Raw genomic sequence first — 14,572 nt, forward strand, 5'->3', positions numbered from 1 at the left:
GGGTAAAATATTATTCTATGGAAACAAAAAAAGCCGAACTTTCGAACGGCTTTTGTGTGCATTTGGAATATCGGGAGTCTATCCATTCATCGATATCAGAAACTCGGTGTTGTCTCTGGTACCTTTCATTCTTTGAAGTAAGAATTCCATGGCCTCCTGTGAAGTCATATCTGACATCAGCTTGCGTAGTATCCATACCCTTTGCATTTCTTCTTTGTCCATCAATAGATCTTCTCTTCTTGTGCCTGATCCAGGTACATCGATGGCAGGGTAAATCCGTCTGTTGGAGAGTTTTCTGTCCAAGGCCAATTCCATGTTGCCTGTACCTTTGAACTCTTCAAAGATCACTTCATCCATTTTGGATCCTGTTTCTACCAAGGCTGTAGCAATGATGGTCAATGAACCTCCGTTTTCTACGTTTCTTGCTGCACCGAAAAATCTTTTCGGCTTGTGAAGGGCATTGGCATCCACACCGCCAGAAAGGATTTTTCCAGAGGATGGTACTACTGTGTTGTAAGCCCTGGCAAGTCTGGTGATTGAATCCAATAGGATGACTACATCATGCCCGCATTCCACCATTCTCTTTGCTTTTTCCAAAACAATCGTAGCTACCTTGACATGACGCTCAGCTTGCTCATCAAAAGTAGAAGAAATCACTTCTGCCTTTACCGAACGGGCCATATCCGTCACTTCTTCAGGTCTTTCATCTACAAGAAGGATCATCAGGTGAACTTCTGGGTGGTTTTCAGCGATGGCATTGGCAATCTGCTGTAATAGAACCGTCTTACCTGTCTTAGGCTGCGCCACGATCATTCCCCTTTGACCTTTTCCTATAGGTGCAAAAAGGTCCAATATCCTGGTGGAGTAATTGTCAGCCTTTGTGGAAAGGTTCAGTCTTTCTTCAGGGAAAAGTGGAGTAAGGTATTCAAATGGAATCCTATCTCTGATTTCTTCGGTAGTTTTTCCGTTGACTGTAATGACTTTGAGAAGGGCAAAATATTTTTCACCTTCTTTTGGAGGACGGATAGATCCTTTGATATGATCACCTGTCTTGAGTCCAAAAAGTTTGATCTGTGAAGGAGAGACATAAATGTCATCCGGTGAAGCAAGGTAATTGTAATCCAAAGACCTCATGAAGCCATATCCTTCAGACATGATTTCCAATACTCCCTCGTTTTCTATTATTCCTTCAAATTCCTTAGGGCTGACATAGGTTTTTTTTCTGGAAGGAACTACCTCAGCTGTTGGAATGTGTGCTTCTTCAGCATCTCTGAAGTTTTTCCTTCTTGGAAGTTCGACTTCCTGCTCCTGAGGTTTTTCCGAAGGGGCTACCGGCTCCACTTCCACTACTTTTCTTCTTGGCCTGATGAATTTCGGTTTTTCTTCGGCTTCAGGTGAATTGGTGTCCTGTTTCTTCTCTTTGACTTCCTTCACTTCTTTTGCTTCAGGTGCTTTGGCCGGTTCTTCTTTTCTTGGATTCGGCTTGCTGGGGTTTTCCCTTTTTCCTTTCGGTGCTTCTTTTGAAGCTGCTTTAGGATTCTCTTTTGGAGTTTCTTTGGATTTTTCTTTAGGGGTTTCTTCCTTTGGCGCTTCTTTAGGCAGTTCTGTCACATTCTGTCTTTTGAATTTGGATTGATTTTCCTGGGATTCTGCCTTGGGTGAAGAAGCTTTTTCCTCTTTGGGCTTTTCTTCTTTTTTTGACTCTTCTTCTGTTACTGAAGGTTTCTTTTTGGGGAGGGCTTGCTCAGGAGTGATGGCTTGCTGATCGAGGATGGCATAGATCAGGTCATCTTTTTTGAGGTTTTTGAAGTTTTTGACTCCCAATTCCTCAGCGATCTCCTTCAACTCTGACAGAAGTCTGATCCTTAATTCTTCTATGTTATACATAAAAAGCTTACGAAATTAATTAATGATAAGATGTAAATTGAAATGATGGTGTATTGATTACTATTGGTCTGAAGTAAAAAGATATTCAGGATAGTCAAAATCCCCGGGGAGAGGATTCGTCAAATACTGCATTGGCACAATATTAATGTTTCAATCCTTAATACGCAAACTTTTGAGCCTTTTACCTACATAAAGGCCATTAATTTTTATAGTTTTCTCAAATTCATTGATTTATGGCTTGATTTTTCAGTGCATAAGCTGCCTAAGCACCTTGACTGATTTCCACTCACCTTGGAAGTCCAAATGTTTGTTGTACAAAATCAACATGTGATCCAAAAGATCCCTACGGATTTTAGCTGGGATCTTTTCACGGCAGCCGAAGGAATCCCTTATGATATGGCCCAGCATCTGCATTTCGATTTCCCAATCTATCTGCATGGTGATGTCCTCCTGAATTTCTTCGAAGAATGAGCGGGCATTGTCAGGTGAGAAGCCCAGGTATTTGGATGTTTCCCAAAGAAAAGCAAGAGGAAAATGGCTGAGAAGTACCTCATCGCTGTCGAGATAGACAAGACTGTGCACCAGAAAATCATAGAGGGATTCATTTTGGTAATTGTCATAAATGGACTTGGATAATACTTCTGCAAGGAAGAGTGCAATCCCTGACTTATAAAAATCAAAAGGGATGCTTTGGTAGGCCTGTGACAATTTGGCTTCAGAAATTCTATTGATATTGGCACTTTCCTTTTCATAAACCACCAAATCCAATATCGTCAAAGGCTGATAAAGGGCCATTTTGCTCTTTGATTTGCTGCTCCTTACTCCGTTGATGATGTAACTTTTCAGGCCCAGATCTTTGGTAAATACCTTGACGATGATGGAGGTATCACGGTACCTCAGGTAGGACAATACTATTCCTTCAGTCTTTACCAGCATCAGATTACTACAAATTTTCCGGAAATTTTCTCTCTACCCGATTCATCGGCCACATATACAAGGTATACGCCCGACTTTACCCGGTCTCCCTGAAGTGTTCTTAAGTTCCAGGTAGCCCTTCCACCCCTTACCTGAGCAGAAAATACTACCCTGCCTGCTGCACTTGTGATTTTTACTTGGGCATAATCGGTCAGGCCCTCGATGCTCAACTCACCGCTAAACTCCGGCCTGACGGGGTTTGGGAATATTTTCAGCGTTTCCAATTCTTCAAATGGAGCTACTGCAGCACTTCTGTAAGTAAATGCAGCAGTCTCCTGGGTTATCAATATCTCCCCCGAAGAATTATCGATATCCAGGCTGATAATTTTGTCAGAAACGAGAGGACTGTTGTTTCTGCCAAATTGATTAAGGAGTTGATCACCGAACTCCGAAAACCTCCAGAGTCCTTCTCTTTCTGTGCCCAGCCATTTGCTCTGATCAGGAGCTACTTTGATGTTTCGGACAGAGATACCTGTCATGAGCGTTCTGCCTTGAAAAATGGGAAAGAGCGCATTCAGTCTGCTATTCTCTTGTATAGTGTGCACATTTGGCAAGTAGGCAACCCCGTTTTCTGTAGCAAGCCAAAGGTTTTGGTCCCCATCCAGATCCATGTCCAAAATCCCCCATTGAGGTAAGTTGCCATTATCAGGACTGGATGTCAAAACCCTGTTGAGTGATGTTTTTTCGTTGTATACCTGAAGTCTCGGATTTCCTGATGGGTTCTGCTGCAATATCCAAAGGTTGGAACTTCTGTCCGATAAAATCTTGTATGGAAATGTCATGCCCGGGACATTGACCACAGAAACCTCACCTCGGGAGTTGATTTTATAAAGATTCGAACTGGAATTGGCCAAACCGATCCAGGTATTGTTGTCAGAGTCTGTATGAAGGGCAAGTATGGGAGTGTTTGTATCGGAATTGGGAAGCGTTACTTTTTCCAGATTGCTTGCGGATTTTTTCCACAGTCCTGTATTGCTTCCAAAGTAAAGCTCATTTCCCATCTGGGTAAAAGATGTGATGTCTTCTATATCAAGAAGTTTCGTCCATTTCCCATTGAAAAGCCTGCTGATAATGGAACTGTCGGCAACAAAACGATTTCCTTTGATGTCTTGAAAAAAGGGGACTCCCAAAATACCCTCTGTACTTGGGAAGAAGCGATTGATCGGACTGGAAGGACCATTTGGTGCATAAATAGTCCCCGTAGCTTCTTTTATCCCCATTTGAGCCACATGTAGAAACGTAGCTTGTTCAGTAATGAGGTAATCAGAAAAGTCATCGGCTTCCGATTCATAAAATAAAGTCCAGGAGCCATTTTCACTGATGGCATAAATTACCCTTTGCGATTGGAAATAAACGCGGTCTCCATAAAGCCGAAGGTTCTTTACCTGACTCAATCCTAAAATCTTTTCTGCCTGGGAATTTTCCAGATCGTACATCCATAAATCCCCGTTTTGAGCTACAATAAAAAGTTTGTTTCCTAGTTTTTCTATTTCCAAAAGTGGAAATGAAAGTGAAGGAACCTTGGTCCAATTTCTAAAATCATTGAGGTTCAATGAAAAGTCTCCTTTTAGCAATCCGCTTTGTGTTGCCAAATAATATGCATTTTCATCCTTAGCCAAATCAAATGCGGGCAAAGTTGATCCGCCTTCACCTAGGTTGGTGTAGGAAAAAATAAATCTCCTCTCTCTTATGTGGATTCCCGTCAGACCGAAGTCTCCGGGTAAGTAAGCTATGTCCTCAAAGATTTTTATGTTGTTGATATTTTTTTGTTGGATTTGGGAATTATTCCGGAGTGCGCTAAGTGTGTGGATATTTTTTTCTCCTACAAGCTGTACAGTCCCGTCAGGATAAGCTATTACAAGCTGTTTGGATTGGGGATCATACTCTGCTGCTGAAAAACTCTGGTCATACAAACCATCCAATACAGAAAGGGTATTTATTTCCTTTGAATTTAAATTCAGGTAAAACAAGGAATGGTCACTTACTGAGAATATGGAAGTTGCTGAACCGGTCAGGAAGCCTTTTTCTAAATAGGAAGGGTGGATTTGCCAGGTTCCCAGGGGGATATTGGATTGAGAAAGGCAATTGAAGGTTACAAAAATGAAAAGAACAAGGGAAATCCAATTGGCTCTTTTCCTAAGATTGAAGCCGTGTAAATATGGGTTTCCCTTGGTTTTCATGTATGGTTATTTTTTGTCTTCAAAGAAGCATTTTCTGCACCTTGCTTCGTAACTGTCTTTCTCTCCCAGCAACACCTTATCTTTGGTAGCGGAGAGTCTAAAAGAGTAGGAAGCCAGGTCTCCGCATTTCATGCAGATAGCATGTACCTTGGTCACATACTCTGCTATGGCAAGCAATTGGGGCATTGGCTCAAAGGGATTTCCTTCAAAATCCATGTCTAGCCCGGCTAGGATGACCCTTTTGCCTGAATTGGCCAAGACAGAGGCTACATGTACGATTCTATTGTCAAAAAACTGTACTTCGTCGATTCCTACTACCTCACAGTTGCCTGCCAGCAGGATAATGTCTTCGGCAAACTGCACCGGTGTCGACCTGATGGCAGTTTCATTGTGGGATACCACATCAAATTCATGGTACCTCTTGTCTATGGAAGGTTTAAAAATCTCCACTTTCTGCTTGGCAATAAGTGCCCGATTGAGCCTTCGGATCAGTTCTTCGGTTTTTCCTGAAAACATTGATCCGCATATTACTTCAATATGGCCTTTTTTCTCTTTTGGGTTGGATTTACCTATGGAAGGTTCGATAAACATATATTATTCGCTGTACACCATGTGTGGGAATTTGTTTTCTTCTGCCACACGAATGATAATTTCTCCTTTTTGCAATTTTGCTTGGCAAGATAATCTTTCGGAATTGTTTAACCTGCCCTTGTTCCTGAAAAATTCCTCTCTTTCTGAATCCGGGCTCAAATTGTCGGTCCCGGATACTACTATCATCTTACAGGTGGTGCATCTGCCTTTTTTGCCACAGGCATGCATCCAGTCAATGTAGTTTTCATGGATTAATTCAATAACTTTACGGTCAGTCTCGGCGGAAATAATTTCCAGATGATTAAGATTCTCAATAATAATTTTAGGCATTATTTTCGTTTCTAATCTGTAAAAACAATTTTAGGAAATGAACGCTAAGTTAAACAGCCCATACGTAGAAAACTACGCCGTACAAATTTCTCAGAAAATCTGCGGTACTTATTTTTCACAGAAAAAGTACATGACAGGGCAGGAAATCCTACAGCTTACACCTGCTTCACAGGTAAACTTTTTTGTGATCAAAACCCTCTTTGAGGCATGGCAGGCAGAGCTGGAAAAAATGAAAAGCAATCCCTACTTCGATTACAGGGACAAGAATGTACATGAAGCCTTGAAGGAGTTTATGAATGTCCTGTCCAGGACCATCAAAATCGAGAAAGAACATTTTTTACCCTTGCTCACTGAGGCAGTCGCCTATTCCATATTGTTGGCAGTGGATCCCGTTGCCTATTTCACCGAGGAATTTGAAAAAACCCCAGAAGATCAATTGCCCCACTATGTCAAAGACAATAAGAAGTATTTCAAATGGCATACTTCGCTGGTAAGTAACTTGGTGGACAGGGCAGGATTGGGTTACTCGGTCAAAGCCTATAAAGCAGCTGTAATCAACAACTACGAACAGCAAAAAGACACTTTGGAGAAGTATGAAAGTCTACTCATTGGACTTCATTCCATTCTTCCCCTTGATTTTGATAAATTGATAGGTAATGAAAAAGCTCTAGCTCAAGCCACTCAGGAGAAAGAAATGGGAAAAACTCCTGACCTTCCTAAAAGAGAAAAAGTGGAAGAGCATGTGGCAAAAGTGGAATCAGTTGAAGTAAAACCTCAAGAAGCAACAATTGAAAAACCTGTGGAAAAGGCTATGGAACCCGTAGAAGCAGAAAAGCCGCAGCCTACCGTCCAGGCCAGCGCAGATTTTGCTCCGGGAAAAGGGATTGATCCTTTGAAGGCCTGGGCCAGATTTGAAAATGAAGAGTACAGTATCATGAAAGGTACTATCAAAGAACTGTCTGAGAGCATAGGGATCAATCAGCGGATCATGTTTACTAAAGAACTTTTTGAAGGCAACCCGGATCTGCTTACCCACGCTTTAAAATCCATCGATAGATGTGAAAACTTTGTGGAAGCTATAGAGCTGATCAATCAGCGGTACGTCATGGAACTCAAGTGGAATAAAGAGTCCGATCAAGTCACGGAATTCCTTCAGCTGGTTTTTAGGAAATTTGATCACAGGGGTTAATCACCCCTTTTTTTATCCCATTCTTCCAAGTAATTGAATCCTATGGGAGTCAAGCTTGATGAAAATAAATAAGAGAATGGTAAATGACCACAAGGAAGAACCTCCGTAGCTGAAAAACGGTAACGGGATTCCGACAACCGGAAACAATCCTATGGTCATGGCGATATTGACCATAAAGTGGAAAAACAGAATAGAAATCACACAGTATCCATAGACTCTGGAGAACCTGTTTTTTTGCCTTTCTGCCAACATTACCAGGCGGATCAATAAGGAGCAGAATAAAATAATAACCACCAGACTTCCTACCCATCCGAATTCTTCACCCAAAGTACAGAAAATAAAATCGGTATGTTGCTCGGGCACGAAGTCAAATTTCGTCTGAGTTCCTTCCAGGTATCCTTTACCAAGGAAGCCACCGGAACCTATGGCAATTTTGGATTGGGTCACATTCCAGCCTGCACCCAAAGGGTCCAGGTCGGGGTTGAAAAGTACCATAATCCTGTTTTGCTGATGTTCTGGAAGTTTGGAAACCACATAATCCAGACTGTAGCTATATGCTATGATTCCAATGCCAAGAACAACTAAGGCAATGATCCTGGAAATTTTCTTTTTGCCGGAGATAATCAATAGCAAGACCAAGGCGACAACACCAATGACGATGTAGAGGTTTTCTTCTATTCCTAAAGCCAAAAGGGAAATGGCGATAAAGGTCAGTGCCAAAACATAATAACGCTGTGGCATCCCTTCCCTGTAAAGCATGATGAAAAAGGCGAAGTAAACCATCGCAGTACCTGTATCAGGCTGAAGCATGATCAGTATAATGGGTATCATGATGATGGTAAGGGCCTGCAACTGATGTTTGAATGTGCTCAGGTCAAAGCTGGGTCTTTCCATAAATTTGGCCAGTGCCAAAGCAGTGGTGAACTTGGCAAATTCTGATGGCTGTATCCTAAAAGAGCCAAAGCCTATAGAGAGTATCTGCCCATTAACTTCCTTTCCGATAAAAGGTGTAATGATCAGCAAGACAAGGAATATGATATACAATATCCAGGCAATATTGTCAAAAACCCTGTAGTCTGCTACCATGATCAGTAGTATGATCAAAAAAGCTGCACCAATACGGACAAGCTGTTGACCTGAATTGATAGAAAGGTCAAAAATGCTTTTGGGAAACTGCTCATCATATACGGCTGCGTAAATATTGAACCAGCCTATGATAACCAATGCCACATAAATACAAATGGAAATCCAGTCTATTTTATTGATATATAAATCGTCCTGCCTCACGTCACATAAATTTTCCTGCTAGGACATATTCTTCCAAAGATGGTCGGGTGATATGCCCCCTCAAGTATTTTTCAATCATCAAACTTGCGGTACTTGCAGCTGCTCTACCTCCCCAACCAGCATTTTCTACATATACAGCAATGGCAATTTTTGGGTCTTCCTTTGGCGCAAATGCTATGAAAACAGAGTGGTCTTCACCTTGAGGGTTTTGTGCGGTACCCGTTTTTCCTGCTATGGCAATATCCTTGATTGCCGCGCGGGCAGCAGTACCGTAAATCGCTTCTGCCATGGCGTCCTGAATCAGATCAAAGTGATGAGGATCGACTCCGACATCCATTTTTGTCCGGTATTTTTCAGGGATCTTTCTCGAATCTCCGTCTATGGCCTTTATCAGGTGAGGAACATAATAATGGCCCTTATTGGCAAAAATTGCTGCAAGATTCGCCATCTGGAGTGGGGTCACTAACATTTCTCCCTGACCAATGGAAAGTGAATAGATGGTAGAGTATTTCCATCTTCCCGGGCCATAGACCCTATCATAAAGCGTACTGGAAGGTATGGAGCCTCCTTTTTCATTGTAAAGATCTATCCCCAAAGGACCGCCCAGGCCGAATTTTAGGATATATTCTCTCCAGGCATTTAGGCCTATCTCTGTATCCTTGAATGTGCTGCTGGAAACTTCCCTGTTGATCATAGCACGGTAAGCCTGATGATAGTAGGGGTTGCAAGAGTTTCGGATGGCTCCAAAAAGATTGACCGGGCTTGGGTGATTGTGGCAGGCTACCAGGGATCTGTTACAGGCATAAGTGGTGTTGGGTGTAAGGACTCCCATCTGCAGACCTACAAGCGACTGAACAATTTTGAAAATGGAACCTGGAGGGTACATGGCCATAATGGGCCTGTTAAACAAGGGCCTGCTTTCATCCCTGTTGAGCAAAAGGTAGTTGCTTCCAAATTTGGAACCAGTCAGCAAATTAGGATCATAGCTTGGAGCGGAAATCATAGAAAGAATTTCCCCTGTCTTGGGTTCGATGGCGACTACGGATCCTCTTTTCCCCTCCATGAGCATTTCACCATATTTTTGAAGTTCAAGGTCTATGGTAGAAGTGAGGTTGTATCCTGCGATGGAGGCTGTGTCAAATTCCCCTCCCTTAAAAGAGCCTTTATCGACTCCTCTTACATTGACCATTTTATATTTTACCCCTTTTACTCCACGCAGGTCTTTTTCATAAAAGCCCTCAATTCCGCTGAGTCCCACATAATCACCCTGTCTGTAGTATTTGACGGTATCTCTTTCCAATTGAGCTGCGCTGATTTCTCCGATATATCCTAGGGCATTTGCGGCACTTTTCTGCGGATAGGACCTTACCGCTCTGGTCATGACAAAGAGTCCGGGATAGTCTATTAGATAATCCTGAATTCTGGCAAACTCAGATGTGGATATCTGTTTTATTAGTGGGGAAGGTTTCACTGATGAATATTTCCTCGCAGATGTATAACCTTCAATGAGGTCTTCCTTACTGATTTGGAAAATCTCGCAAAATCTAGCTGTATCTTTTACAGAGAATTCTTTGGGTATGACCATCAGGTCAAAAATGGGATTGTTGTAGACCATGATGTTGCCATTACGGTCATTCACCAGTCCCCTATAGGGATGGTCCACTACTCTTTGGATGGCATTTCTTTCCGCTCTTTTCAGGAAGCTATCATCAGCTACCTGAATCAAAAATAGTTTGGTCAGGAGTACCACCCCAACCAACGCGATGGCTATTATGATGGTAATCGGCCTCTGATCGTTCATTAAATTCCTCTTCTTCTCCTGTAAAACAACAGTTGAACAATTATACTCATTATAAATACAAAAATACTACTGAATATTATTTTTTGAACGACCGGTAGGAATAAATTAGTGCCTAGATTTTCAATATAAAAAAAGATAAGGTGGTGAAGCAAAAATAAAGGAATGCTGTAAGTCAAAAACCACCCAAAATTCATGTTGAGCATAGATGGCTGTAGGTCATCATCGTATCCTCCAGTTGGGGTCAAAACTTTTAACCATCCTGACCTTACAAATCCTAAAGCTACAGCAGATGCTGCATGAATGCCCAGAGTATCATAGAATAAATCTACTCCAAATCCCAATACAAATGCTATCAACATGGTTGGGACAGTTTTCATATCCACCGGAAGCAAAAGAATGTATAACACATAAAGAAAACAAAAAGCAGAGCCAAATAGTACCAGGTTTTTGAGCAACAATACCTGCACGAAAAAATAAATGATAAAACCGATCACCAATAAAAAAATCCTACTGCTATTCATTATTGACTCCGTTTGATTGGTACAATTCGTTCAATTCCTCCTCCTGATTATTTTCTACGAGATAGACATAGGAAACCCTGCTAAAATCTGCTGCCAACTCTATGGTAATGTCCAGGTAGTTGGTATCCGTTCCCTGACTTACTTCCAAAATGGTACCTATAGGAATACCCTCAGGAAAAACAGCATTGTAACCTGAAGTGACGACTTTATCTCCTTTTTCAATGGTAACATGTCGCGGTACATACAAGAGTTTTGCCTGCTTTGGGTTTTTACCATCCCATTTGGTAGAACCAAACACCTCAGAGGAGGCGATTTTTGATGAAATCAATAGATCGGTATGCAATACAGAAATTACCGTTGCAAAATTTTTGGTAACGCCTTTTACCCTACCTATTGCCCCATCTTCATTAAAAACCCCCATTCCTTCTTTTATTCCATGCTTTGAACCTTTGTTTACAGTGATGAAATTCTGGGAAAGGTTAAGGGAATTGTTGATGACTTTGGCTCCTTTAAACTGAAAGCTGTGCAAAAGAGTACTGTCCAATTCAATGAAAACACTGTCAGCCGGCTTTTTGAATGCTTCAAGCTCAGCCAGCAATTCCGCATTTTTTTCCACTAGGGCTTTATTGACAGAAGCCAAAGAGAAGTATTCCACTACACTATTTTGCGCAGCCAAAACGGATCCACTGACCTGATTGGCACTATTGAAAAATGCAGACCCTTGCGGAGAATTATAGGAGACTATGAGCCAGATGGCGATTCCCTCCAATACCAAAAACAGTAAGAAAGCTCTTAATCGATAGAGAAATAGTAAAATGCGTTGCATCCAGACATCAGGTCATCAAAACGGTTCTGAAATTATGAATATTTTTCAGTGCGGTGCCAGTACCTCTCACCACAGCTCTAAGCGGATCCTCAGCTATGTGGATAGGAAGTTTGGTTTTTTGATGTAATCTTTTGTCCAGACCTTTCAACAAAGCCCCCCCTCCAGTTAGGTGGATCCCATTATCATAAATATCTGCAGAAAGTTCCGGTGGTGCAATTTCCAGGGCTTTTAATACAGCCTCTTCTATTTTAGATACAGATTTATCCAGTGCGAAGGCAATTTCAGAATAAGACACCTTAATTACTTTTGGAATACCTGTCATCAGGTCTCTTCCTCTGATTTCATAATCTTCCGGTGCATCATCCAGTTCGGTCAAAGCCGATCCTATGGCAATTTTGACTTTTTCGGCCGAGCGCTCACCTATCAACAGGTTGTGCTGCCTTCTCATATAATCCAGGATGTCTTTGGTAAAAGTATCCCCAGCTACCCGTATGGATTGGTCAGCTACGATACCAGAAAGGGCAATCAGAGCAATCTCAGTAGTACCACCTCCGATATCCACAATCATGGACCCCATTGGTTTTTCTATGTCTATACCTATACCTATGGCAGCTGCGATAGGCTCATATACCATGTATACCTCTTTGGCACCTGCGTGCTCAGCGGAATCCCTCACTGCTCTTTTTTCCACTTCGGTAATCCCTGAAGGAATACAGATCACCATCCTGTGGGATTTGGGAAACATGCTTTTTTTATGGCCCGGGATCATCTTGATCAGACCCCTGATCATCTGCTCAGCAGCGTAGAAATCAGCAATCACACCATCTTTAAGAGGGCGGATTGTTTTGATATTCTCGTGCGTCTTTTCGTGCATGTTCATCGCATCTTTTCCTACTGCCAAGACCCTATTGGAAGTCCTGTCAATAGCAATGATGGAAGGCTCATCTACGACTATTTTGTCTTTATGTATGATCAGCGTATTAGCTGTACCTAGATCTATGGCAATGTCACTTGAAAAAAAATCGAATAATCCCATTATATTTTTTTGATAGAATTGGTCTTTGATTTAAGAGTCAAACTTAGCACAATCTGTGCAGAACATTCAACGTGGGTCGGCAAAATTATTATCTAATTCTCAATTTATTACAAGAATGCTGTTTTTTTTTGTGGGAATAATTTTGTTACCTTTGTAGCGTATTATCCAAGGTAACAGGAGGGGACATGAGTCCCCTCTTTCGTTTAATGCCCTAATAATGATATGAGTACCAAACAAACCATAGAAGAAATAGCCGCAAAGCATTTGCCTGACGAAAGCCACTTTGTAGTGGAAGTCTCGCTTGTAGACAAGGGAGGCAAATCCTTGGTGAAAATTCTTATAGATTCGGATACAGGTTTAAATATAGATACCTGTGCCAAAGTCAGTAGGTCAGTAGGAGAGGAAATCGAGGCCAAGGAAATATTGGATCAGGCCTATGTGCTGGAAGTATCTTCTCCAGGATTGGATTATCCGCTTTCTTCCAAAAGACAGTACCAAAAGAATATAGGAAGAAAACTTAGAGTAAGTCTGGTGGATGGCAAAGAAGTGGAAGGCGATCTGATCGGTGTTTCTGATTCAGATATTACCCTCAAAGTGAAAGTAAAAGTTAAAGGGAAAAAAGCTACTGAAGAGGAATTGAAGGTAGCTTTGGACCAAATAAAAAAGTCAATTGTGTTAGTCTCTTTTAAATAAAAAAAATGGATGCTAAAGTTCTAATAGAATCATTTGCAGAGTTTGCAAGGTCTAAAAATGTGGATCGCCCTACGATGATCCGAATTCTTGAAGATGTTTTTAGAGCGATGATTCGCAAGAAGTATGAAACCGATGAAAATTTTGATGTAACCATCAATGCGGATAAGGGTGACTTAGAAATCCTGAGAATCAGAGAGATTGTAGATGACAATTCCGAAGATATCTGGGATTTTGACAAAATCAGTCTTTCGGAGGCTCAGAAGATTGAGCCGGATTTTGAAGTCGGTGAAGAGGTGTATGAGAAAATAGAACTGGAAGAGTTTGGCAGAAGAGCTGTCATGATGGCCCGTCAGACGCTGATCCAAAGGATAAAGGACCTAGAAAAAGACCTTCTTTTCAACCAATATGAAGAATTGGTAGGAGAAATCATCTCTGCGGAAGTTTATCAGATCTTAGGAAGAGAAGTGCTTTTGATCGATGGAGAAGGTAATGAACTTATTCTACCCAAAGGCGAACAGATTCCAAAAGACAGATTCAGAAAAGGGGATACCGTAAGGGCTATTGTCCACAAAGTGGAAATGGTCAACGGCAACCCTAAAATCATCCTTTCAAGAACTTCTCCGATTTTCTTGGAGAGATTGTTTGAAAATGAAGTGCCTGAAGTATTTGACGGATTGATTACCATCAGAAAAATCGTCCGTGAACCGGGGGAAAGAGCCAAAGTGGCAGTGGAATCTTATGACGATAGAATCGATCCTGTAGGTGCCTGTGTTGGTATGAAAGGCAGTAGAATCCATGCCATCGTAAGGGAACTGCAAAACGAGAATATTGACGTGATCAATTATACAGATAACCTAGAGCTTTATGTGGCCAGGGCACTTAGTCCGGCCAAAGTGAGTTCTATCAATGCTGATTCAGAAAATAAAAGGCTTTCCGTTTACCTTAAACCGGACCAAGTATCCATGGCCATAGGAAAAGGTGGTTTCAACATCCGCTTGGCATCCAGATTGGTAGGTTATGAAATAGATGTATTCAGAGAGCTAAGTGATGCTGAAGAGGAAGATGTTGACCTGGAAGAATTTGTTGACGAAATTGACAACTGGGTAATTGATGAATTGAAAAAAACAGGTTTGGATACAGCAAAAAGTGTCTTGTCTTTGACCAAAGAGGATTTGTTGAGAAGAACAGAACTTGAGGAAGAGACTATAGATGAAGTATTTAAAATCTTAAAACAGGAATTTGAACAATAATTAAAG

The 14,572-nt window shown here is 41.5% G+C and carries 13 protein-coding genes; 3 read left to right on the forward strand and 10 right to left on the reverse strand.

All coding sequences use genetic code 11. From position 1 onward, the window contains the following. Positions 1–78: 78 nt before the first annotated feature. From rho to EGN73_RS07205, 5 genes are all read right to left on the reverse strand, one after another. Positions 79–1,887 carry a transcription termination factor Rho gene (gene rho, locus EGN73_RS07185; protein ID WP_219287867.1) on the reverse strand — a complete coding sequence of 603 codons (1,809 nt, stop codon included), beginning with the start codon at positions 1,885–1,887 and terminating at the stop codon, positions 79–81. A gap of 246 nt (positions 1,888–2,133) precedes the next feature. Beyond that, positions 2,134–2,823: a DNA repair protein RecO gene (recO, locus tag EGN73_RS07190; RefSeq protein WP_219287868.1), complete on the reverse strand. Its 690-nt coding sequence runs from the start codon at positions 2,821–2,823 to the stop codon at positions 2,134–2,136. After that, a complete protein-coding gene (gene porZ, locus EGN73_RS07195) occupies positions 2,823–5,042 on the reverse strand; it encodes a type IX secretion system anionic LPS delivery protein PorZ (protein WP_219287869.1) in 2,220 nt (739 codons plus the stop codon). Before porZ ends, recO begins: the two co-directional genes overlap by 1 nt. Before the next feature lie 6 nt (positions 5,043–5,048). Then, positions 5,049–5,633 (reverse strand): thymidine kinase, encoded by a 585-nt coding sequence (locus EGN73_RS07200; protein ID WP_219287870.1) that lies wholly within the window; start codon positions 5,631–5,633, stop codon positions 5,049–5,051. Between the two features lie 3 nt (positions 5,634–5,636). Beyond that, on the reverse strand, positions 5,637–5,963 hold the full coding sequence (locus tag EGN73_RS07205) for a 2Fe-2S iron-sulfur cluster-binding protein (RefSeq protein WP_219287871.1): 327 nt from the start codon (positions 5,961–5,963) through the stop codon (positions 5,637–5,639). Between the two features lie 37 nt (positions 5,964–6,000). Here EGN73_RS07205 and EGN73_RS07210 point away from each other — a divergent pair, with 37 nt between their 5' ends. Beyond that, positions 6,001–7,152, forward strand: a complete 1,152-nt coding sequence (locus EGN73_RS07210) for a hypothetical protein (protein WP_219287872.1) — start codon at positions 6,001–6,003, stop codon at positions 7,150–7,152. 12 nt (positions 7,153–7,164) lie between these two features. On the opposite strand, the gene rodA is transcribed toward EGN73_RS07210, so the two are convergent. From rodA to EGN73_RS07235, 5 genes are read right to left on the reverse strand one after another with little or no spacing between them, the layout of a single operon-like run. Beyond that, on the reverse strand, positions 7,165–8,439 hold the full coding sequence (gene rodA, locus EGN73_RS07215; protein WP_219287873.1) for a rod shape-determining protein RodA: 1,275 nt from the start codon (positions 8,437–8,439) through the stop codon (positions 7,165–7,167). Position 8,440: 1 nt separating this feature from the next. Beyond that, positions 8,441–10,240 (reverse strand): penicillin-binding protein 2, encoded by a 1,800-nt coding sequence (mrdA, locus tag EGN73_RS07220; RefSeq protein WP_219287874.1) that lies wholly within the window; start codon positions 10,238–10,240, stop codon positions 8,441–8,443. Then, positions 10,240–10,761: a rod shape-determining protein MreD gene (locus EGN73_RS07225; RefSeq protein WP_219287875.1), complete on the reverse strand. Its 522-nt coding sequence runs from the start codon at positions 10,759–10,761 to the stop codon at positions 10,240–10,242. Before EGN73_RS07225 ends, mrdA begins: the two co-directional genes overlap by 1 nt. Continuing rightward, on the reverse strand, positions 10,754–11,587 hold the full coding sequence (gene mreC / locus EGN73_RS07230) for a rod shape-determining protein MreC (RefSeq protein WP_219287876.1): 834 nt from the start codon (positions 11,585–11,587) through the stop codon (positions 10,754–10,756). The genes EGN73_RS07225 and mreC overlap by 8 nt, the downstream gene beginning before the upstream one ends. A 7-nt stretch (positions 11,588–11,594) precedes the next feature. After that, a complete protein-coding gene (locus tag EGN73_RS07235) occupies positions 11,595–12,623 on the reverse strand; it encodes a rod shape-determining protein (protein ID WP_219287877.1) in 1,029 nt (342 codons plus the stop codon). 222 nt (positions 12,624–12,845) lie between these two features. Between EGN73_RS07235 and EGN73_RS07240 the strand changes: the two genes are divergently transcribed. Further along, positions 12,846–13,316, forward strand: a complete 471-nt coding sequence (locus tag EGN73_RS07240; RefSeq protein WP_219287878.1) for a ribosome maturation factor RimP — start codon at positions 12,846–12,848, stop codon at positions 13,314–13,316. 5 nt (positions 13,317–13,321) lie between these two features. Then, on the forward strand, positions 13,322–14,566 hold the full coding sequence (gene nusA / locus EGN73_RS07245) for a transcription termination factor NusA (RefSeq protein ID WP_219287879.1): 1,245 nt from the start codon (positions 13,322–13,324) through the stop codon (positions 14,564–14,566). Positions 14,567–14,572: the final 6 nt, after the last annotated feature.

Source organism: Arthrospiribacter ruber, from assembly GCF_019343195.1.
Taxonomy (GTDB): domain Bacteria; phylum Bacteroidota; class Bacteroidia; order Cytophagales; family Cyclobacteriaceae; genus Arthrospiribacter; species Arthrospiribacter ruber.

What these genes read in the sequence shown, in the direction of transcription:
- rho (WP_219287867.1), bottom strand. Translation starts at nt 1,887, where the DNA reads ATGTATAACATAGAAGAATTAAGGATCAGACTTCTGTCAGAGTTGAAG.
- recO (WP_219287868.1), bottom strand. Translation starts at nt 2,823, where the DNA reads ATGCTGGTAAAGACTGAAGGAATAGTATTGTCCTACCTGAGGTACCGT.
- porZ (WP_219287869.1), bottom strand. Translation starts at nt 5,042, where the DNA reads ATGAAAACCAAGGGAAACCCATATTTACACGGCTTCAATCTTAGGAAA.
- EGN73_RS07200 (WP_219287870.1), bottom strand. Translation starts at nt 5,633, where the DNA reads ATGTTTATCGAACCTTCCATAGGTAAATCCAACCCAAAAGAGAAAAAA.
- EGN73_RS07205 (WP_219287871.1), bottom strand. Translation starts at nt 5,963, where the DNA reads ATGCCTAAAATTATTATTGAGAATCTTAATCATCTGGAAATTATTTCC.
- EGN73_RS07210 (WP_219287872.1), top strand. Translation starts at nt 6,001, where the DNA reads ATGAACGCTAAGTTAAACAGCCCATACGTAGAAAACTACGCCGTACAA.
- mrdA (WP_219287874.1), bottom strand. Translation starts at nt 10,240, where the DNA reads ATGAACGATCAGAGGCCGATTACCATCATAATAGCCATCGCGTTGGTT.
- EGN73_RS07225 (WP_219287875.1), bottom strand. Translation starts at nt 10,761, where the DNA reads ATGAATAGCAGTAGGATTTTTTTATTGGTGATCGGTTTTATCATTTAT.
- mreC (WP_219287876.1), bottom strand. Translation starts at nt 11,587, where the DNA reads ATGCAACGCATTTTACTATTTCTCTATCGATTAAGAGCTTTCTTACTG.
- EGN73_RS07235 (WP_219287877.1), bottom strand. Translation starts at nt 12,623, where the DNA reads ATGGGATTATTCGATTTTTTTTCAAGTGACATTGCCATAGATCTAGGT.
- EGN73_RS07240 (WP_219287878.1), top strand. Translation starts at nt 12,846, where the DNA reads ATGAGTACCAAACAAACCATAGAAGAAATAGCCGCAAAGCATTTGCCT.
- nusA (WP_219287879.1), top strand. Translation starts at nt 13,322, where the DNA reads ATGGATGCTAAAGTTCTAATAGAATCATTTGCAGAGTTTGCAAGGTCT.